Genomic DNA, 19,735 nt, shown 5'->3' with positions numbered 1-19,735 from the left:
CACCCATAGCTCAGCTGGATAGAGTACTCGGCTACGAACCGAGCGGTCGGAAGTTCGAATCTTCCTGGGTGCACCATATTCAAATGCTTCGAGACTTTGTTAAGTCCCGGAGTCAAAGAAACCCGCTTCGGCGGGTTTTTTGCATTCTGCGCTCCGCAAAAATATTCCTTTCTTTCGATCCCTCTCGCAAGACTAATCCCTGTGTGCTTTCCAGCCTGACAAAAAGCGACAATTTCCTATCTTTACGCTAAAGTAGTTTCCCCATATTGGTTAAGAGTAGGCGGTGTTATGGACTACAAGCTATACGAAGGCTATGAAGGATTAATCTTTGATATGGACGGTACCATTCTGGACACCGAGCCGACGCACCGCAAAGCCTGGGATCAGGTATTGACCAAATATAATTTGCACTATGACCTGGCCGCCATGGTTGCGCTTAACGGTTCTCCCACCTGGCGCATTGCCCAGTCTATAATTCACAGTAACAACGTGGAACTCGACCCGCATCATCTCGCCGCCGAGAAAACATCGGCCGTACAGGAGATGTTGCTAGACACGGTTCAGCCGTTGCCACTCATTGAGGTGGTGAAGGCGTTTCACGGGCGTCGCCCTATGGCGGTCGGCACGGGCAGCGAGCACTGGATGGCGGACGCGTTGCTGCGTCATCTCGGGTTGCGCGAGTGCTTCGACGCGATAGTCGGCGCAAATGACGTAGAAAATCACAAGCCGGCGCCTGACACCTTCCTGCGCTGCGCCGAACTTATTGGCGTGCCGCCCGAGAAGTGTGTGGTATTTGAAGACGCCGATTTCGGTATTGAAGCAGCTAAACGGGCCAATATGGCTTTTGTCGACGTACGCACGCTGTGAGCTAGACCCGTGCTACGCCGTTGGCAGTTGGCACATCAGGGCAAGTTCACGACGCGGTAAGATTGGTATCGGTTATCTATGATGGTCACCTCTATGCAGATTCAGAAAATTTACGCGTTAACTTTTGCACACAGCGGGAGGTCAAATTGATCCCGGATGTATCACAGGCGCTTTCCTGGCTGGAAGCTCATCCCCATTCCGTGAAAGGGATCCGCCGCGGCATTGAGCGTGAAACGCTTCGTGTTAATCCCAATGGTTCGCTGGCGAAAACGGCTCACCCTGAATCGCTTGGCGCAGCCTTGACGCATAATTGGGTCACCACTGATTTTGCCGAATCGCTTCTTGAGTTCATTACGCCCGTCGACGACAGCGTTGAGCATACGTTGAGTGTTCTGCGAGACATTCATCGCCACGTCGCGAAAGAGCTGGGCGATGAAAGAATGTGGCCGTTCAGCATGCCGTGCTTTATCGATGCCGCCGACGATATCGAGCTGGCGCAGTACGGCACTTCAAACGTCGGGCAGATGAAAACGCTGTATCGTCAGGGGCTGAAAAGCCGTTACGGCGCGCTGATGCAGATTATTTCGGGCATTCATTACAACTTTTCGCTGCCTCTTGAATTCTGGCAGGCGCGGCTGGGCATTGAAGATGCTCAGAGCGGCAAAGAAGAAATTTCTGCCGGCTATTTCAAACTGATCCGTAATTACTACCGTTTTGGCTGGGTTATTCCTTATCTGTTCGGTGCGTCGCCCGCGATTTGCTCTTCATTCCTTAAAGGGCGTGAAACGAATCTGCCGTTCGAATACGCCGAAAACGGGTTATGTTATCTGCCTTACGCGACCTCGCTGCGTCTGAGCGATTTGGGTTATACCAATAAATCGCAAAGCAATTTGGGGATTACCTTTAACGATCTCGAAACCTACGTGGCGGGCGTTAAACGGGCAATTCGCACGCCGTCGGCCGAATATGCCGCGATGGGCGTGAAGAAAGACGGTAAATATCTGCAGCTGAACACGAATGTGTTACAGATTGAGAACGAGCTTTATGCTCCGATTCGCCCGAAGCGGGTGACTAAATCGGGCGAAACGCCTTCCGACGCGCTGATGCGCAGTGGAATCGAATACATTGAGGTGCGTTCACTCGACATCAATCCGTTCACTCCGACCGGTTTCGATGCCTCGCAGGCACGTTTCCTCGATCTATTTTTGATATGGTGTGCATTGGCCGACGCGCCGGAAATGAGCAGCGAAGAGATCCTCTGCACCCGTCAAAACTGGAATCGCGTGATTCTTGAAGGCCGCAAGCCGGGCCAGACCATCGGTATTGGCTGTGATGACGTGCGTGAGCCGTTGAATAAAGTCGGTAATTCTTTGTTTGCCGACTTACGTCGCGTCGCGGAAGTGCTGGATAGCCAAAACGGCAATGATGAGTATAAAGAAGTGTGCAGCGAACTGGTTGCCGCTTTCGATAATCCTGAACTGACCTATTCTGCCCGGATTCTGAAAATGATGAAGGAAGAGGGCGAAGGCAATCTGGGACTCAAGCTGGCCGAGAAATATCGTCAGATGCTGATTGAAGAGCCGATGGAGGTTCTGACCGAGAAGCAGCTGGCTGAAGAGCACGATGCATCCTGGCAGCGTCAGCGCAGTCTGGAAGCGGGTGATAAGTTAAGCTTGGAAGAGTATCTGGCCTCTCTCGCCGCGAAATAGGGCAGGGAGCCAAAAAAGAAAATGGCCACATCACTGTGGCCAAAACAAACATCTCTGTTTCAGGGATGATGATAACAAATGCGCGTCTTTCATATATTCAGACTCGTGTTTTGGGAAAAGGTTTCCCAAGTTCGATAAAAAATTCATTTTTTTTAGGAGAGGTGACGATATGCCACTGTTGGATAGCTTTACCGTAGACCATACAATCATGGCTGCCCCTGCCGTTCGCGTTGCAAAAACCATGAAAACCCCAAGTGGGGATACGCTTACCGTATTTGATCTGCGCTTCTGTCGCCCAAATATCGAAGTGATGACCGAGCGCGGTACTCACACTCTGGAGCACCTGTTCGCGGGTTTCATGCGTAATCACTTAAATGGTGAAGGCGTCGAAATTATCGATATTTCTCCGATGGGTTGCCGTACCGGTTTCTACATGAGCCTGATTGGCGCGCCAGACGAAAAACGCGTTGCTGTGGCATGGAAAGCGGCGATGGCCGACATTCTGAAAGTTAAAGATCAGAATCAGATCCCTGAACTGAACATCTATCAGTGCGGTACCTGTGAAATGCACTCGCTGAAAGAAGCTCAGGAAATTGCCCAGCATATCGTCGACAGCGAAATTGGTGTTAACCGCAACGAAGATTTGGCGTTGCCACCAGAAAAGCTGACTGAACTGCACATCTAGTTCACGTCATCTTGAGAGTTAGCCGTTTGGCTGATGGCATAAAAAAAGACGCGAGAGAATCGCGTCTTTTCTTTTAAGCAGGTTTTGAATTCAGGTAAGCAAAGTTTGAACTCAGATAAAAAGAGTTTGAATTCAGGATCAGCGTTTAATGATCGGTGCTGCTTTTCAACGTTTTCAACGGCCTGACTCGCACCTGTTTGATCATGTTGTCCTGCACGTCGAGAATTTCCACTTCGTAGCTTTCAATGCGCAGGCTAGTGCCAATCTTCGGAATATCTTCCAGCACTTCAAGCAGAATGCCGTTAATCGTGCGCGGCCCTTCAATCGGTAGATTCCAGTTGAACGCCTTGTTCAGCTCACGCACGTTGGCGCTACCTTCAATCAGCACGGTGCCGTCGCTCTGTGGCGTGACTTCTTCCGCCAACGTTGGCGACATTGACGTGGTAAAGTCACCGACTATCTCTTCCAGAATATCTTCGACCGTCACCAATCCCTGAATATCGCCGTATTCGTCAACGACAATGCCGACCTTTTTCTTGTTGCGCTGGAACTTCACCAGCTGAATGTTCAGCGGCGTGCCTTCCGGAATATAGTAAATCTCGTCGGCGGCGCGCAGCAGGTTCTCTTTGGTAAACTCTTTCTTCTCGGTCATCATGCGATAGGCTTCGCGCAGGCGGAGCATGCCGATAGCGTCGTCGAGAGAGCCGCGGTACAGCACGATGCGGCCGTGAGGCGAATGGGTGAGCTGACGGCTGATCGATTTCCAGTCGTCGTTGATGTCGATACCGAGAATTTCGTTGCGCGGCACCATGATGTCATCGACGGTGACTTTTTCGAGATCCAGCACGGAAAGCAGCATGTCCTGATTACGGCGCGAGATCTGCGAGCGCGATTCGTTAACGATCGTCCGCAGCTCTTCTTTACTGACCGCGTCGCTAATACCAACGTTGGTTTTGATACCAAACATGCGCATCAAAATCTTCGAGAGGCTGTTCAGTAGCCACACCAGTGGCATCATGATGGTTTGCAGCGGACGAAGAAGCAGGCTGCTCGGGAAGGCAATGCGCTCAGGATAAAGCGCCGCAAAAGTTTTTGGCAGTACTTCGGCGAACAGCAGAACCACAAAAGTCAGCACGCCGGTCGCAATCGCCACGCCCGCATCGCCATAAAGACGCATGCCGACGATGGTTGCCAGCGCAGAGGCGAGAATATTCACCAGGTTATTGCCGATCAACACCAGGCTAATCAGCTGATCGGGCTTCTTCAGAAGTTTTTCAACGCGACGCGCAGCACGGTTTCCATGCTTGGCAAGATGGCGTAAACGATAGCGGTTGAGGGTCATCATTCCGGTTTCGGAAGCCGAAAAATAGCCGGAAACTACCACCATGATAACCAGGATGATAATGAGGGTAGTTGTTGAGACGTGCTCCAACGGGTAATTCCTTAATGTTTTATGAATGAATGCGTAATAAATGCATGTGCTTGATCAATGCATGCGCTTGATCAATGCACAGCAAAGAGAGCGGGCCCGGCAAGGTCAAGCAGTCGGTGTTAACCCACCATGACCTGCTGAATCAGGCGGCTGCCGAAATAGGCCAGCGTCAACAGAATGGCGCCCGCCATGCTGAACCACACCACGCGGCGTCCACGCCAGCCTTCGTGATAATGTCCCCACAGCAGAACGATGTAAACCAGCCACGCCAAAATAGACAGGACGGCTTTATCGATATTCTCGCGGCTAAACAGGTTTTCCATGTACAGCAAACCGGTGCAAAGCGTCAGCGTTAACAGGATCACACCGCCTTGGGTGATGTGAAAAAGTTTGCGCTCGATACTCATTAAAGGCGGCATGTCGGCGGAAAACGTCAGCTTTTTGTTCTTCAACTGATAATCGAGCCACGCCAGCTGGAGGGCATAAAGCGCGGCAATAATCAGCGTTGCGTAGGAGAACAGGGCTAATCCTATATGGACCAGCAGCCCTTTGCTTGCCTCAAGGTGCGTTATGAACTCACCCGGCAGGAAAGCGACCAGCGCGAGATTGATCAGCGCAAAGCAGTAGACGATCGGCAAAATAAACCAGCCGCGACTGCGCGAGGCGACGCCGGTCATTACGGTGCAGATAATCAGGCTGACTATCGAGCCAATATTGACCAGGCTAAGATTTTGACCGGTACTGACATCAAACACCCGCTGCTCAAGCGTTACCGCATGGCAAATCAGGGCGACCACAGCCGAAAGTAACGCGATGCGCCGATAGGTACCATTCTTGCGGATCAGGCTCGGAATGATCAAAGAAAGGCTAAGCAGATAGGCGAACATGGCGACAAGAGCGAAAGCTGGCATATTGTGTCATTTGCGTCGAAAAATGAATGAGAAAGCCAGTATAGCGTTACCTGCGTATTGCTCCAACAACTCTCCCGATTTTACCTTTATCCAACGGGCAGAGATTGTGCGGACTTCTCGTGTTATAATCCCGCAATTGTGTCGCAAAAGCGGCCTGTCATTACGTTGAGCAAGAGACGATGTTTGATAATTTAACCGATCGATTGTCGCGCACACTGCGCAATATCAGCGGCCGTGGGCGGCTGACCGAAGAAAATGTAAAAGAAACCCTGCGTGAAGTTCGCATGGCATTGCTGGAGGCTGACGTTGCCTTGCCGGTAGTGCGTGACTTCATTAACCGCGTGAAAGAGGCGGCCGTTGGCACTGAAGTCAACAAAAGCCTGACGCCGGGGCAGGAGTTCATCAAAATTGTCCAGAAAGAGCTGGAAATGGCGATGGGCGAAGCGAACTCCGAGCTGAACCTTGCGGCCCAGCCGCCAGCCGTCGTATTGATGGCCGGTTTGCAGGGTGCGGGTAAAACGACCAGCGTCGCAAAACTCGGTAAGTTTCTGAAAGAAAAGCGCAAGAAGAAAGTTCTTGTGGTGTCCGCCGACGTTTATCGTCCTGCGGCAATTAAACAGCTTGAAACCTTGGCCGAGCAGGTTGGCGTTGAGTTCTTCGCGTCCGATGTTAGTCAAAAACCTATCGACATCGTTAACGCGGCGTTGCAACACGCGAAGCTGAAATTCTTCGACGTTCTGCTGGTGGATACCGCCGGTCGTTTGCACGTCGACGAAGCGATGATGGACGAAATCAAGCAGGTTCACGCGGCTATCAAGCCGGTTGAAACCCTGTTTGTGGTCGATGCCATGACCGGTCAGGATGCGGCAAATACCGCAAAAGCCTTCAACGAAGCGCTGCCGTTAACCGGCGTGATCCTGACTAAAGTCGACGGTGATGCGCGAGGTGGTGCGGCACTCTCCATTCGTCATATCACGGGCAAACCGATTAAATTCCTGGGCATGGGCGAAAAAATCGATGCCCTCGAGCCTTTCCATCCCGATCGCGTGGCGTCACGTATCTTGGGCATGGGCGATGTGCTTTCCCTTATCGAAGATATCGAAAGCAAGGTAGACCGTGCGCAGGCCGAGAAGCTGGCCGCCAAGATGAAAAAGGGCAACGGTTTCGACCTGACCGATTTCCTCGACCAGCTGAAGCAAATGCGCAACATGGGCGGCATGGCGAGCATGATGAGCAAGCTGCCGGGCGTGGGTCAATTGCCTGACAACGTTAAATCGCAGATGGACGACAAAGTGCTGGTGCGTATGGAAGCTATCATCAACTCGATGACGCTGAAAGAGCGCGCCAAGCCAGAGATCATCAAAGGTTCCCGCAAGCGTCGTATCGCTTTGGGTGCCGGAATGCAGGTGCAGGATGTCAACAGGCTGCTCAAGCAGTTTGACGACATGCAGCGCATGATGAAGAAAATGAAGAACGGCGGCATGGCCAAGATGATGCGTGGCATGAAAGGCATGATGCCACCGGGTTTCCCGGGCCGCTAAGCTGCTGTTCGACATGATAATGAGTATCGGAAATTAACCATCGGTCAAAAGTAGTTTGAGGTTATAGACGCTTTCGATTGCTTTTTGCGCCAAAATGAGTAAAATTTTCGGGCTTTTTATATTGCAGCCAGACCCCGTTCCCCGATGGGCTCTGGCTGTTTTATTCACTAAAGAGGATGTTATGGTAACAATTCGTTTGGCACGTGGCGGCGCAAAAAAGCGTCCGTTCTATCAAGTAGTAGTGACCGACAGCCGCAATGCTCGTGATGGTCGCTTCATCGAGCGCGTAGGCTTCTTCAACCCATTGGCTTCTGGCCAGGCTGAAGCACTGCGTCTGGACCTGGATCGTATTGCCCACTGGCAAGATCTGGGTGCAACCGTTTCTGATCGCGTAGCTTCGCTGATCAAAGACGCTAAGAAAGCAGCTTAATCTGTCGCGGTGGTGGCAATGAGCAAGCAACTCAATCCAGTGACGCCCGCTGAGCCGATTGTTCTCGGCAAAATGGGCTCAACTTACGGTATTCGTGGTTGGCTCAGAGTGTTTTCATCCACCGAAGACGCCGAAAGCATTTTCGAATACCAGCCCTGGTTTATCCAGCAGGCAGGTAAGTGGCAAGCTGTCGAGCTGGAAAGCTGGAAGCGCCACAATCAGGACCTGATCATCAAAGTCAAAGGCGTTGACGATCGGGATGCGGCTAACCTACTGACCAATCGCGAGATTGTCGTAGATTCAAGCCAGCTGCCAGACCTCGGCGAGGGTGATTACTACTGGAAAGACCTTTTCGGTTGCCAGGTAGTGACCACCACCGGTTACGAGCTCGGTAAAATCATCGATATGATGGAAACCGGTTCGAACGATGTGATGGTAGTCAAAGCAAACCTGAAAGATGCGTTTGGCATCAAGGAGCGGTTGATTCCGTTCCTCGATGGGCAGGTTATCAAGAAAGTCGATCTCGCTACTCGCACTGTTGAAGTAGATTGGGATCCTGGTTTTTGACCTCCGTAATGTCTACTCGCGTAGATAACCGTGGGCTGAGTGAAATGTCGTTATGAGGATTAGGCTATGTGGATTGGTATAATTAGCCTATTCCCCGAGATGTTCCGCGCAATCACCGAATACGGGGTAACTGGCCGGGCAGTAAAGAATGGCCTGTTGAGCGTAGAGTGCTGGAGTCCACGTGACTTCGCCTACGATCGACACCGCACCGTGGACGAACGCCCTTATGGCGGCGGACCGGGCATGCTGATGATGGTGCAACCCTTGCGGGAAGCGATTCATACAGCTAAAGCAGCGGCAGGCGAAGGCGTGAAAGTGATTTATCTTTCACCACAGGGGCGCAAACTTGACCAGCAAGGCGTTTGCGAACTGGCGACCAATCAGAAGATAATTCTGGTGTGCGGTCGTTATGAGGGCATCGATGAGCGCGTGATCAAAACCGAAATTGACGAAGAATGGTCAATCGGCGATTACGTACTTAGCGGTGGGGAACTTCCCGCTATGACGTTGATTGATTCAGTTTCTCGGTTTATTCCGGGCGTGCTGGGTCATCATGCTTCGGCAGAAGAGGACTCTTTTGCCGATGGATTACTGGATTGTCCCCATTATACCCGCCCTGAAGTGTTGGAAGGCATGGAGGTACCGCCGGTTCTACTGTCGGGAAATCATGCAGAAATTCGTCGCTGGCGTTTGAAGCAGTCGCTGGGCCGTACCTGGCTTAGAAGACCTGAACTTCTGGAAAACCTAGCTCTGACTGACGAGCAAGAGGTGTTGCTGAAAGAGTTCCAACGGGAACATCGGATCAGCTAACAAAACTATCAAGAGAGTATTGAAGCCTTGTGCTGCAAGATTCTCTGAACTATCAGTTTACCTAGGGTAAGAGATATATTATGAGCAATATCATTAAGCAAATCGAACAAGAGCAGATGAAGCAAGACGTACCTTCATTCCGTCCGGGTGACTCGGTCGAAGTGAAAGTATGGGTCGTTGAAGGAAGCAAGAAACGTCTGCAGGCATTCGAGGGCGTGGTTATCGCTATCCGTAACCGCGGTCTGCACTCTGCATTCACTGTTCGTAAAATTTCTAACGGCGAAGGTGTTGAGCGTGTATTCCAGACTCACTCACCTGTAATTGACAGCATCGCTGTTAAACGTCGTGGTGCCGTTCGTCAAGCGAAACTGTACTACCTGCGCGAACGTACTGGTAAGTCTGCTCGTATCAAAGAGCGTCTTAACCGCGTTAACGCACGATAACATTCTCAAGTGTTATATAAACGGCCCCGTGTGGGCCGTTTTTTTTTGCCTTTTTTCTGGCGCCCGCAAGAGAGTATTAAGGCGCACCAAGCTAGAGTGTAATCTATTGTTTACGATATTTGGCCTTTATTAGCTATTGGTAATTTATAGTTTACACCATCCGCTTGAAAACTTTACAGCCTGTGGTATCGTTGTTGGCAGTGCTGGTAACAGCAAATATCTTCTAAATTTACCCTGGATAGCCGCCATGCAAAAAGATGCCCTGAACAACGTGCACATCAGTGCCGAAGAAGTGCTGATTACACCTGAAGAGTTAAAGAATAAGTTTCCGCTGAGCCAAGAGAACGAGGCGAGCATCGAGCAGTCTCGACAAACTATCGCCGACATCATTCACGGCCGCGACCCGCGCCTGCTGATTGTTTGCGGACCTTGCTCGGTACATGATCTGGATGCAGCAATAGAATACGCACGTCACCTGAAAACTTTGTCGGAAGAACTCAGCGATCGCCTGTACATCGTGATGCGCGTGTACTTTGAAAAACCGCGTACTACGGTGGGTTGGAAGGGGCTTATCAACGATCCGCACATGGATGGCACTTTCGACGTTGAAGGCGGTTTACATATCGCGCGTAATCTCTTGCTGCAACTGGTAAGCATGGGTCTGCCTATCGCTACCGAAGCACTGGACCCTAACAGCCCGCAATACCTGGGTGACCTGTTCAGCTGGTCCGCTATCGGCGCGCGTACCACCGAATCACAAACCCACCGCGAAATGGCGTCTGGCCTGTCGATGCCGGTTGGTTTCAAAAACGGCACTGACGGTAGCCTCGGCACGGCGATTAACGCCATGCGCGCCGCTGCAATGCCGCACCGTTTTGTGGGTATTAATCAGGCGGGGCAGGTTTGTCTGCTGCAAACGCAGGGTAATCCAGACGGTCACGTGATCCTGCGCGGTGGTAAAACGCCAAATTACAGCGCCGAAGATGTATCGGACTGTGAAAAACAGATGCTCGGCGCGGGACTCCGTCCATCCTTGATGATAGATTGCAGCCATGGTAATTCAAACAAAGACTATCGTCGCCAGCCGCTGGTTGCCGAATCGGCTATCAGCCAGATCAAGGCAGGTAATCGTTCAATCACCGGCCTGATGCTGGAAAGTCATTTGAACGAAGGTAACCAGTCTTCCGAGCAGCCGCGTTCCGACATGCGTTACGGCGTATCGGTTACGGATGCCTGCATTAACTGGGAAACCACCGAAGCCCTGCTGCGTAACATGCATCAGGAGCTAGGCGACTCGCTGGCAGCACGAATTTCAGGAGAATAGACGTTTTATGGTGGCCGAACTCAACGCATTGCGTGACCAGATTGATGAAGTCGATAAAGCATTACTAGATCTTTTAGCCAGACGTTTACATCTGGTGGCGGAAGTTGGCGAAGTAAAGAGCCGCTATGGTCTGCCAATTTATGTTCCGGAGCGCGAAGCCGCCATGCTGGCCTCGCGTCGTCAGGAAGCCGTTAATCTGGGGGTTCCGGCCGACCTTATTGAAGACGTTTTGCGCCGGGTGATGCGCGAATCTTATACCAGCGAAAACGACAAAGGCTTTAAAACGCTGCATCCCGCGCTGCGTCCGGTGGTGATTGTCGGCGGCAAAGGGCAAATGGGCCGTCTGTTTACCCGTATGCTTGAGCTCTCTGGCTATCAGGTTAAATCGCTGGAGCAGGAGGACTGGCCTCAGGCAGAAACGCTGCTGGCCGACGCGGGCATGGTAATTGTAAGCGTGCCGATTCACCTGACCGAAGAGGTGATCGCTCGCCTGCCTGCGCTGCCGGCCGACTGTATTCTGGTCGATCTGGCTTCCATCAAGAACAAACCGTTGCAGGCGATGTTGGCCGCGCACGAAGGTCCGGTAGTCGGCTTGCATCCGATGTTTGGCCCTGACGTCGGCAGTTTGGCCAAGCAGGTCGTTGTTTACTGCGATGGTCGTGAACCCGAGGCCTACCAGTGGCTGCTCGAGCAGCTGCAAGTGTGGGGCGCGCGTTTACATAAGATCAGTGCCGTCGAGCACGATCAGAATATGTCGTTTGTGCAGGCTTTGCGCCACTTTGCGACTTTCGCCTACGGCATGCATCTGTCAGAAGAAAACGTCGATATTGAACAGCTGCTGGCGTTGTCTTCGCCTATTTATCGTCTTGAGTTGGCGATGGTCGGTCGCCTGTTTGCGCAAGATCCTCAACTTTACGCAGACATTATTATGTCGTCAGAGAACAATATTTCGCTGATTAAACGTTACTACCAGCGATTTGGCGACGCTCTGGCCCTGCTGGAAACCGGCGATAAGCAGGCGTTTATCGCGAAGTTCCGCAAGGTTGAAGCGTGGTTTGGCGATTATGCGCCTCGTTTCCTGAAAGAAAGTGGTTCACTGCTGCGTCAGGCAAACGACAGCCGCAAATAGCTTCCGGAACACACAGGGACTCTACTCCCGAAAATGTAAAAGGCCAGACGTAAAAACGTGCTGGCCTTTTTTTAACCTATTTTTGCGAGCTTTATTCCGGATTTACGGCAACAACGTTTTCACTTGGGTAACAGCCGAGTACTTTCAGCGAACGGGTGATCGGGCTCAGATTACGCAGTGCGTTTTCCATGGCTTCCGAACGCAGGTTGGCCTGTACGTCGACATAAAACATCTCTTCCCACGGGTTACCATTGATTGGACGCGATTCCAGTTTGGTCATGATGATGCCCTGCTCGCGGAACACCATAAGCGCATCAACCAGCGCACCTGATTGCTGGCCGGTCGCCATAATAAGCGTAGTTTTAGCCGGAACCTGCTCGGTTACGTCGATAGCCTTGCGGGCGAGCACGATAAAGCGCGTGATGTTTTGCTTTTGGTTCGCCAGATTATGTTCCAAGACTTGCAAACCATACAGCGCGCCGCCCGCTTCACTTCCCAACGCGGCTACGTTAGGGGATTTTGAAGCAGCGACTTTTTCCATTGCGGCGGCTGTGCTTTCACAATATTCAATTTTCCACTGCGGGAAACGATTAATGAACTGGCTGCACTGCTGGAAAGGCTGAGGATGGCTATAAACCGTGTCGATTTTTGACAGGTCCGTCTCGGCGGCAACTAAAACACAATGATTGATGACATTAGTCAGCTCGCCAACGATAGACAGGCTGGTGTGTTGCAGCAAATCGTAAACGTCGTTGATAGAGCCTGAGCTGGTGTTTTCAATGGGCAGCACAGCGTAATCTGCCTGGCCCGTTTCGACCTGGGTAAAGATGTCTTGAAACTTCAGGCAGCCCGATTCGATAAATTGGTCGAAATGTCGCGCGGCGTATTGGCGTGCAGCAAGGTGAGAGTAAGACCCTTTTGGACCCAGGAAGGCAATACGCGCCGAACCCGAAGCCGTCTGATTCAGATGCTGTTGCAGCAGTGCCTGCTGGGTCAGCACCGAATCTTCAATAATCAGCTGGTATACGCGAGTGATGTAATGGCCATCAAGGTTATGCTTTTTACCTTCGACAATCAGACGGTTAAGCAGCTCGCGCTCGCGCTCGATATCACGAATAGGGCGATGGCTGTGCATTTTAGTCTGCGCAACTTCAATTGCCAGTCCACGACGCTCAGCCAGCAGGGCAAGCAGTTTAACGTCCAGAGCGCTGATACGCTCGCGCAGGTCCAATAACGGGTTATCACTCATCGGTTATGCCTTTTTAATTGTTGGTGCCGAAAACGAGGACGCTTCGGTTTTTTATTTTATGTTAAAAAAAAAGCCTCCTGAGTTAGGAGGCTTTCTATTCGTCTTCGCATTCTTTCTTATACGACGAAACGCCTCCCAGTTAGGGGAAGGTAAAAAAGAATGCGAAGAAAAACGGTTTACGGAACATGTTGGACAGTGTGCTCGTCAAAAGTAAGTCATTAAAGTAACCCTTGGCTTTTGACTCGTCAATAAGATTTGCCATTCAAAGTGTTTCGTTAGGAATTTCGCAAGGAAAACTGATTATTAAAGTGATCATTGAAGAGAAGAAGGGAAGGGGATTAAAAACAAATGCGCCCCTAAGAGCGCATTGTTATGGATTGTAGCTGTTGAGCAATAGGGTCAGGTTTAAAGGTTCAGCGTGGTGCTGAATCATGACCACTGGGAAAGCAGGTGACTATTCTTCTTCTTCGATAGGCTGAAGATTAATGTCTTTAACACAACTTTCTGCCCTACGTGCTTCACCCTTATGCTGAACTTTATTCAGCTGACGCTCCAGTTTGGCAATCAAATCATTCACTGCGACATACATGTCGTGATTTGAGGCGCTGGCGACCAGAGGGCCATTAGCAGTACCGATTGTCGCATCGGCGACGAAACCTTGAGGTTCTTTAGAAAGAACAATGTGTGGAGTAATTAACTGAGTCTGCCACTTTTCCAGTTTTTTTAGACGGTCTTCGACGTGTTCCCGAATCGCGGTCGTGATGTCCATGTGCTTGCTGGTAATGTTTACGATCATATTAACTTACCTCTCTGTCTTTCCGTCTAGGTAGGTCCAGCATACCGTCCCACACGACAATTTATGTGATCTGTGTCACACTTTTTTGTCACTGTTTGTCAGGAGCCTATTAATTGTGATGAATGCTGATTAAGTGAACAAAAGCGTTTGCAAAGAGTAGAAGAACGCAAAATTATCAATAAGATAAATATAAAAATATTGAAGGATTAGTCTTGTTTCAGGCAAAAAAAACGGCAGCCGAGGCCACCGTTTTAAACATCCAGGCTGTAAAGCTATCAGGCAGGGTTCTGCGCGATAATTTTAGCGACCTTGTCTGCTTCATTATTTAATTGCAGTTCTTTGTAAGCATTTTCCATCAGAGGCAGCGCATCACGCGTTGCTTTAGTATCAGGATAATCCTTCATCATTTGCTCAACACGATTAACTACGGCGACGTAAGCCCCGCGTTTAGTGTAGTATTGCACCACTGACAGTTCATATTTAGACAAACGGTCTTTCAGGAAGACCAGACGCTTGTTGGCATCGGTCGCATACTGACTGTTTGGATAAGAATGAAGCAGCTGGCTGAAATCGCGAAACGCAGCGCGTGCATGCTGTGGATCACGGTCCGAGCGATCGACACCAAAGAATCCTTGCAGTGCACTATCATCCAACGCCATATCGGTCAGGCCACGCATATACATGACGTAGTCGATGTTTGGATGAGTCGGATTCAAACGCATGAAGCGATCGATTGATGCTTGAGCAAGCGGCAAATCTGCCGACTTGTAATAGGCATAAATCAGATCCAACTGCACTTGCTGTGAGTACGGCCCAAACGGGTAGCGGTTATCTAACGCTTCCAGTTGCGCAATCGCGCCTTTGAAGTTACCGTCCTGCAGTTTTTGCTGGGCAGTCGCATAAAGGACGTTTGGCGGGTTATCGGGGACCGTTTCTTTGGAACTGGAGCAACCTACCAGCGCCAGACTCAACGTGGCTGCTGCCACCAGATATTTCACACGCGTCATGACGTTTTGATTATCCTCAGGTGTTATTCTGGGAGACTGTCCGTTAAGCTCCCGACTTAGACCAGCTACAATAGCACATTATTTTAAACGGCATCGCCGTGAAAACCCAAGGTTACCCAAGAGCAGCATATGGCACAACAAGTACAACTCACGGCGACGGTTGCCGAAACACAACTCGGTCAACGGTTAGATCAGGCTTTGGCCGAATTGTTCCCTGATTATTCAAGATCTCGTATAAAAGATTGGATTCTTGACGAAAGGGTTACAGTAAACGGTAAAAAAGTCGCCAAACCGAAAGAAAAAGTGCTGGGTGGCGAAGCAATTGCTATCGATGCGCAGATAGAAGAGGAAGCTCGCTGGCTTGCTCAAGACATCGCGCTGTCCATCGTTTATGAAGATGACGACATTCTGGTCATCAATAAACCGCGCGATTTAGTGGTTCACCCAGGCGCCGGTAATCCCGATGGCACCGTGCTGAATGCCTTGCTGCACCATTATCCAGAAATTATCGACGTTCCGCGCTGCGGCATTGTGCACCGTCTCGATAAAGACACTACCGGTTTGATGGTGGTTGCCAAAACCGTTCCTGCACAGACTCACCTGGTTGACGCGCTGCAACGCCGTGAAATTACACGTGAATATGAAGCGGTGGCTATCGGCAATATGACAGCGGGTGGCACGGTCAACGAGCCAATTTCGCGTCACAGCACCAAACGTACTCACATGGCCGTTCACCCAATGGGTAAACCCGCGACCACGCACTATCGCATTATGGAGCATTTCCGTGCCCATACGCGTCTGCGTTTGCGTCTGGAAACGGGCCGTACCCACCAGATCCGCGTTCACATGGCGCACATCAACCATCCGCTGGTGGGTGATCAGCTTTACGGTGGTCGTCCGCGTCCGCCAAAAGGCGCGTCAGACGTGTTCATCAATCAGCTGCGTACCTTTGATCGTCAGGCGCTGCATGCAACTATGCTGCGTTTGTTCCATCCGGTAACTGGTATCCAGATGGAGTGGCATGCGCCGCTGCCTCAGGACATGGTCGATTTGATCAACGCCATGAAAGCCGATACTGAAGAGTTCAAGGACCAGATGCATTGGTAATGCCTGCATTAATCCTGCCACAGTGGCCGCAACCGGAAACGGTGCGGTCCTGTTCTTCAACTCGTCAGGGTGGCGTAAGTTTGCCGCCCTACGCGTCGCTTAATCTCGGTTCCCACGTTTCCGACCTGCCTGAACACGTCGCCTCCAATCGACAACGTTTACAGCAAATTGCCTCACTGCCCGCCGCGCCTCACTGGCTGGATCAGGTACACGGCACCGATGTTGCTCGTCTTACGCAAAAAACGCCTCACCAGACTATTCGCGCCGATGCGGCGTATACCGATGAGCCAGGTGTGGTTTGTGCGGCGATGAGTGCCGACTGTTTACCCGTGCTGTTTTGCAGCAGGGCAGGGGATGAAGTCGCAGCGGCGCATGCCGGATGGCGTGGCCTCAATGCCGGGATTCTTGAGAACACGTTGTCGGCTTTCCGCGCTGATCCGCAGGATGTCATGGTCTGGTTCGGACCGGCAATTGGCCCGCAGCAGTTTGAAGTCGGCGCCGAAGTGCGTGAAGCCTTTATGGATAACGACGCGCAGGCCGCCACCGCATTTACGCCTTTCATTAATAGTCCTTCTTTCGATAATAATACTTCTCTTGTTAGTAATAAGTACCTCGCCGACATCTATCAGCTTGCCCGCCTGAGATTACAGGCCGCCGGCGTCCGCCATTTCTACGGTGGCGATCGTTGCACGGTGAGTGAGCCTGCCTCTTTTTTCTCTTATCGACGCGATGGTATCACCGGACGGCTGGCAAGTTTGATCTGGCTGATATAACCTATCAAATCAAGACGATCCACGTACGCATAACGTTGTACTCATAATATACTGACAAGATAACCTTGAAATCGTGAGGCTTGACCTCATTTAATCTCCAGTAGCAATTTTGTTCAGTATTGGAGGTGTTATGCGTCTGGATCGTCTTACCAGTAAATTCCAGCTTGCCCTCGCCGATGCCCAGTCACTCGCACTTGGCCGCGACAACAACTTTATCGAACCCGTCCACCTGATGAGCGCCTTGCTCACGCAGGAAGGGGGAACCGTGCGTCCTTTATTAACTTCTGCGGGCATTGATGCGCAGCGAGTACGTGCGGACGTCGATCAGGCATTGGGGCGTTTACCGCAAGTTGAAGGAACCGGAGGGGATGTTCAACCATCCAGTGAACTGGTTCGCGTTTTAAATCTTTGTGACAAATTGGCCCAACAGCGCGCCGACAAGTTTATTTCGTCGGAACTTTTCATTCTGGCGGTGTTGAAAGATCGCGGCGTACTGACTGACCTGCTTAAGGCCACTGGCGCGACCGTTGAAAAAATCAGTGTAGCTATCGATCAAATGCGAGGTGGTGACAAAGTGGATGATCAGGGAGCCGAAGACGCACGTCAGGCTTTGAAAAAATTCACCATTGATCTGACTGAGCGTGCCGAACAAGGCAAGCTTGACCCGGTAATCGGCCGCGATGAAGAGATTCGCCGGACGATTCAGGTTCTGCAACGTCGTACCAAAAACAATCCGGTATTAATTGGTGAACCCGGCGTCGGTAAAACGGCCATCGCCGAAGGCCTTGCGCAGCGCATCATTAATGGTGAAGTGCCGGAAGGTTTGAAAAACAAGCGCGTGCTGTCTCTTGATATGGGCGCGCTGGTGGCGGGTGCCAAATATCGTGGTGAGTTCGAAGAGCGGCTGAAAGGCGTGCTTAACGATTTGGCCAAGCAGGAAGGCAACGTCATTCTCTTTATTGACGAGCTGCATACCATGGTTGGCGCAGGCAAGGCCGACGGCGCGATGGACGCGGGCAACATGCTGAAGCCAGCCTTGGCGCGCGGCGAATTACACTGCGTTGGTGCAACAACATTAAACGAGTATCGTCAGTTTATCGAGAAAGATGCCGCGCTGGAACGTCGTTTCCAGAAGGTGTTTGTTGCCGAGCCATCCGTTGAAGATACCATCGCGATTTTACGTGGACTGAAAGAGCGTTACGAGCTTCACCACCACGTGCAGATTACCGATCCGGCTATCGTTGCGGCGGCGACTTTGTCTCATCGTTACATTTCCGATCGCCAGTTACCCGATAAAGCTATCGACCTTATAGATGAAGCGGCGTCGAGCATTCGTATGCAGATGGACTCCAAGCCAGAATCTCTCGACCGTCTCGATCGCCGTATCATTCAGTTGAAGCTTGAACAGCAGGCATTAAAGAAAGAGTCGGATGATGCCAGCATCAAACGTCTTGAAATGCTGACGACCGAGCTTGACCAGAAAGAGCGCGAGTATTCCGAGCTGGAAGAAGAGTGGAAAGCAGAAAAAGCGTCGTTGACCGGCACGCAAAACATCAAGGCCGAGTTGGAGCAGGCAAAAATCACGCTTGAGCAGGCACGCCGCGTCGGTGACTTGGGGCGGATGTCCGAATTGCAGTACGGCAAAATTCCAGAGCTCGAAAAACAGCTCGCGTCGGCCACGCAGGCTGAAGGTAAAACCATGAAGCTGCTTCGTAACCGCGTAACTGACGTCGAGATTGCTGACGTACTGGCGCGCTGGACCGGAATTCCCGTTGCCAGAATGCTGGAAAGCGAGCGCGAAAAACTGCTGCGAATGGAAGATGAGCTGCATCATCGGGTCATTGGCCAGAACGAGGCGGTGGATGCCGTATCGAATGCGATTCGCCGCAGCCGCGCCGGATTGTCTGATCCTAATCGTCCGATTGGTTCTTTCCTGTTCCTCGGCCCAACGGGTGTGGGTAAAACGGAGCTCTGTAAAGCGCTTGCAACGTTTCTATTTAATAGTGACGACGCAATGGTGCGTATCGACATGTCGGAGTTTATGGAGAAACACTCTGTTTCCCGGCTGGTGGGCGCGCCTCCAGGTTATGTCGGCTATGAAGAGGGCGGTTATCTGACCGAGGCGGTCCGTCGTCGTCCTTATTCTGTCATCCTGCTCGATGAAGTAGAGAAGGCGCATCCCGATGTGTTCAACATTCTGCTGCAGGTTCTGGATGATGGACGTCTGACCGATGGGCAAGGTCGTACCGTCGATTTCCGCAATACCGTGGTAATCATGACCTCGAATCTGGGGTCGGACGTGATTCAGCAGTATTTCGGTGAAGCAAGTTATGCGCAGATGAAAGAATCGGTAATGGAAGTCGTCACTCAAAACTTCCGTCCGGAGTTTATCAACCGTATAGATGAAGTCGTGGTCTTCCATCCACTGGCTCACGCGCATATCAAACATATTGCCGAGATCCAGCTGCAGCGTTTGTATAAACGTCTGGAAGAGCGGGGATACAGTGCACATCTTACTGATGCAGCGCTTGAACTGCTGGGTAACACCGGTTTTGATCCAGTATATGGTGCGCGACCTCTGAAACGCGCCATCCAGCAGGAGATTGAAAACCCGCTGGCGCAGCAAATTCTGTCAGGCAAGCTGATTCCGGGTAAGCCGATTACTATAGATGTAGAAAACGATCACATCGTTGCTAAACAATAAGGCAACAATGAGGAAAACTCAGGTCAGTTAACCTGAGTAAATTCTGAGTAAGTTGTGATAATGAGGGGCTAGAGCTGATTCTGGCCCCTTTTTTGTTGCTTAATTGCCCAAAAAGCTCAATATCGTTTATTAAATGAGCGGTCAGTAATTTATTTCGAATTAAGGGTTGCGGCCCTTCAGAAACTCCCTATAATGCCGCTCCAACGACAGGGAACAACGCAGCAGCAACGCGGTGTGAACGAGTCGGGAAG

General features: G+C 51.2%; 19 protein-coding genes and 1 other annotated feature. Of the genes, 13 read left to right on the top strand and 6 right to left on the bottom strand.

All coding sequences use genetic code 11. From position 1 onward, the window contains the following. Positions 1-288 precede the first annotated feature (288 nt). The 3 genes from yqaB to luxS all read left to right on the top strand — a co-directional run bounded on the left by yqaB (position 289) and on the right by luxS (position 3,261). A complete protein-coding gene (yqaB, locus tag SC206_RS02495) occupies positions 289-867 on the top strand; it encodes a fructose-1-phosphate/6-phosphogluconate phosphatase (protein WP_332733877.1) in 579 nt (192 codons plus the stop codon). 146 nt (positions 868-1,013) lie between these two features. Further along, on the top strand, positions 1,014-2,576 hold the full coding sequence (gshA, locus tag SC206_RS02490) for a glutamate--cysteine ligase (protein WP_332733874.1): 1,563 nt from the start codon (positions 1,014-1,016) through the stop codon (positions 2,574-2,576). Between the two features lie 169 nt (positions 2,577-2,745). Further along, positions 2,746-3,261 (top strand): S-ribosylhomocysteine lyase, encoded by a 516-nt coding sequence (gene luxS, locus SC206_RS02485; RefSeq protein WP_332733872.1) that lies wholly within the window; start codon positions 2,746-2,748, stop codon positions 3,259-3,261. Positions 3,262-3,406: 145 nt separating this feature from the next. Here luxS and SC206_RS02480 read toward each other — a convergent pair whose 3' ends face one another. Further along, positions 3,407-4,693 carry an HlyC/CorC family transporter gene (locus tag SC206_RS02480; protein WP_332733870.1) on the bottom strand — a complete coding sequence of 429 codons (1,287 nt, stop codon included), beginning with the start codon at positions 4,691-4,693 and terminating at the stop codon, positions 3,407-3,409. Positions 4,694-4,812: 119 nt separating this feature from the next. Continuing rightward, on the bottom strand, positions 4,813-5,604 hold the full coding sequence (locus SC206_RS02475) for a cytochrome C assembly family protein (protein WP_332733868.1): 792 nt from the start codon (positions 5,602-5,604) through the stop codon (positions 4,813-4,815). A gap of 179 nt (positions 5,605-5,783) precedes the next feature. Here SC206_RS02475 and ffh point away from each other — a divergent pair, with 179 nt between their 5' ends. The 7 genes from ffh (at position 5,784) to tyrA (ending at position 11,848) form a co-directional block, all read left to right on the top strand. Next, on the top strand, positions 5,784-7,145 hold the full coding sequence (gene ffh / locus SC206_RS02470; protein WP_332733866.1) for a signal recognition particle protein: 1,362 nt from the start codon (positions 5,784-5,786) through the stop codon (positions 7,143-7,145). Between the two features lie 181 nt (positions 7,146-7,326). Further along, positions 7,327-7,575, top strand: coding sequence for a 30S ribosomal protein S16 (rpsP, locus tag SC206_RS02465; protein WP_017493592.1), 249 nt, complete (start codon positions 7,327-7,329; stop codon positions 7,573-7,575). Between the two features lie 18 nt (positions 7,576-7,593). Further along, complete coding sequence (rimM, locus tag SC206_RS02460) at positions 7,594-8,142, top strand: ribosome maturation factor RimM (RefSeq protein WP_332733862.1); 549 nt, start codon at positions 7,594-7,596, stop codon at positions 8,140-8,142. A gap of 66 nt (positions 8,143-8,208) precedes the next feature. After that, the gene (trmD, locus tag SC206_RS02455) at positions 8,209-8,952 is read left to right on the top strand and encodes a tRNA (guanosine(37)-N1)-methyltransferase TrmD (RefSeq protein ID WP_332733860.1); all 744 of its coding nucleotides are present in this window, start codon (positions 8,209-8,211) and stop codon (positions 8,950-8,952) included. 80 nt (positions 8,953-9,032) lie between these two features. After that, positions 9,033-9,395 (top strand): 50S ribosomal protein L19, encoded by a 363-nt coding sequence (gene rplS / locus SC206_RS02450; protein ID WP_045048586.1) that lies wholly within the window; start codon positions 9,033-9,035, stop codon positions 9,393-9,395. A 247-nt stretch (positions 9,396-9,642) separates the two neighbouring features. Further along, positions 9,643-10,719, top strand: a complete 1,077-nt coding sequence (locus SC206_RS02445) for a 3-deoxy-7-phosphoheptulonate synthase (RefSeq protein WP_332733855.1) — start codon at positions 9,643-9,645, stop codon at positions 10,717-10,719. A 7-nt stretch (positions 10,720-10,726) separates the two neighbouring features. Then, positions 10,727-11,848 (top strand): bifunctional chorismate mutase/prephenate dehydrogenase, encoded by a 1,122-nt coding sequence (tyrA, locus tag SC206_RS02440; protein WP_332733853.1) that lies wholly within the window; start codon positions 10,727-10,729, stop codon positions 11,846-11,848. Between the two features lie 91 nt (positions 11,849-11,939). Here tyrA and pheA read toward each other — a convergent pair whose 3' ends face one another. The 4 genes from pheA to bamD all read right to left on the bottom strand — a co-directional run bounded on the left by pheA (position 11,940) and on the right by bamD (position 14,900). Beyond that, positions 11,940-13,097 (bottom strand): bifunctional chorismate mutase/prephenate dehydratase, encoded by a 1,158-nt coding sequence (gene pheA / locus SC206_RS02435; protein WP_332733851.1) that lies wholly within the window; start codon positions 13,095-13,097, stop codon positions 11,940-11,942. Between the two features lie 63 nt (positions 13,098-13,160). Continuing rightward, positions 13,161-13,285: a sequence feature (Phe leader region), on the bottom strand. Then, positions 13,237-13,284: a hypothetical protein gene (locus tag SC206_RS02430; RefSeq protein ID WP_197724615.1), complete on the bottom strand. Its 48-nt coding sequence runs from the start codon at positions 13,282-13,284 to the stop codon at positions 13,237-13,239. It overlaps the preceding feature by 48 nt. Before the next feature lie 266 nt (positions 13,286-13,551). Continuing rightward, a complete protein-coding gene (gene raiA / locus SC206_RS02425) occupies positions 13,552-13,893 on the bottom strand; it encodes a ribosome-associated translation inhibitor RaiA (RefSeq protein WP_332733849.1) in 342 nt (113 codons plus the stop codon). A gap of 275 nt (positions 13,894-14,168) precedes the next feature. Beyond that, positions 14,169-14,900, bottom strand: coding sequence for an outer membrane protein assembly factor BamD (gene bamD / locus SC206_RS02420; RefSeq protein ID WP_332733847.1), 732 nt, complete (start codon positions 14,898-14,900; stop codon positions 14,169-14,171). A gap of 129 nt (positions 14,901-15,029) precedes the next feature. On the opposite strand from bamD, the gene rluD reads away from it, so the two are divergent. The 3 genes from rluD (at position 15,030) to clpB (ending at position 19,484) form a co-directional block, all read left to right on the top strand. Next, entirely contained in the window at positions 15,030-16,007 is a 978-nt protein-coding gene (gene rluD, locus SC206_RS02415) for a 23S rRNA pseudouridine(1911/1915/1917) synthase RluD (RefSeq protein WP_332733845.1), read from the top strand. Next, positions 16,007-16,780: a purine nucleoside phosphorylase YfiH gene (gene yfiH, locus SC206_RS02410; protein WP_332733843.1), complete on the top strand. Its 774-nt coding sequence runs from the start codon at positions 16,007-16,009 to the stop codon at positions 16,778-16,780. The genes rluD and yfiH overlap by 1 nt, the downstream gene beginning before the upstream one ends. A gap of 130 nt (positions 16,781-16,910) precedes the next feature. Continuing rightward, a complete protein-coding gene (gene clpB, locus SC206_RS02405; protein ID WP_332733841.1) occupies positions 16,911-19,484 on the top strand; it encodes an ATP-dependent chaperone ClpB in 2,574 nt (857 codons plus the stop codon). Positions 19,485-19,735 lie beyond the last annotated feature (251 nt).

Source organism: Rouxiella sp. T17 (assembly GCF_036663475.1).
In the GTDB taxonomy this organism is placed as follows: Bacteria; Pseudomonadota; Gammaproteobacteria; order Enterobacterales; family Enterobacteriaceae; genus Rouxiella.
Note: the sequence above shows the minus strand (reverse complement) of the source record. Positions and strands in the feature narration are given on the sequence as shown.